Source organism: Pseudoduganella aquatica, from assembly GCF_009857595.1.
Classification (GTDB): Bacteria; Pseudomonadota; Gammaproteobacteria; order Burkholderiales; family Burkholderiaceae_D; genus Rugamonas; species Rugamonas aquatica_A.
In genome coordinates, this window is sequence record NZ_WWCU01000153.1 from 1 (window position 1) to 268 (window position 268).

Annotated in this window: 1 rRNA gene; it reads right to left on the minus strand. The window is 53.4% G+C overall.

Going from position 1 to position 268, the window contains the following annotated elements:
- Window positions 1–268, minus strand: a 23S ribosomal RNA gene (locus GTP77_RS30015); the annotation flags it as partial.

Below are 268 nucleotides of genomic sequence, written 5' to 3' on the forward strand. Positions count from 1 at the left end.
GTATGACTGAAGCTTAGAGGCTTTTCTTGGAACCACTTCCGATTGCTACGTGAACAAGTTCACTCGTCCCACTCCCTTGAATTACGCGCCCGGATTTGCCTAAGCGCCTTCTATGAAGCAGAAACTGCCTATTCCAACAGGCAGACAACCTTCCGCGATCCGTCCCCCCATCGCATCATACGACGGTGCAGGAATATTAACCTGCTTCCCATCAGCTACGCATCTCTGCCTCGCCTTAGGGGCCGACTCACCCTGCTCCGATGAACGT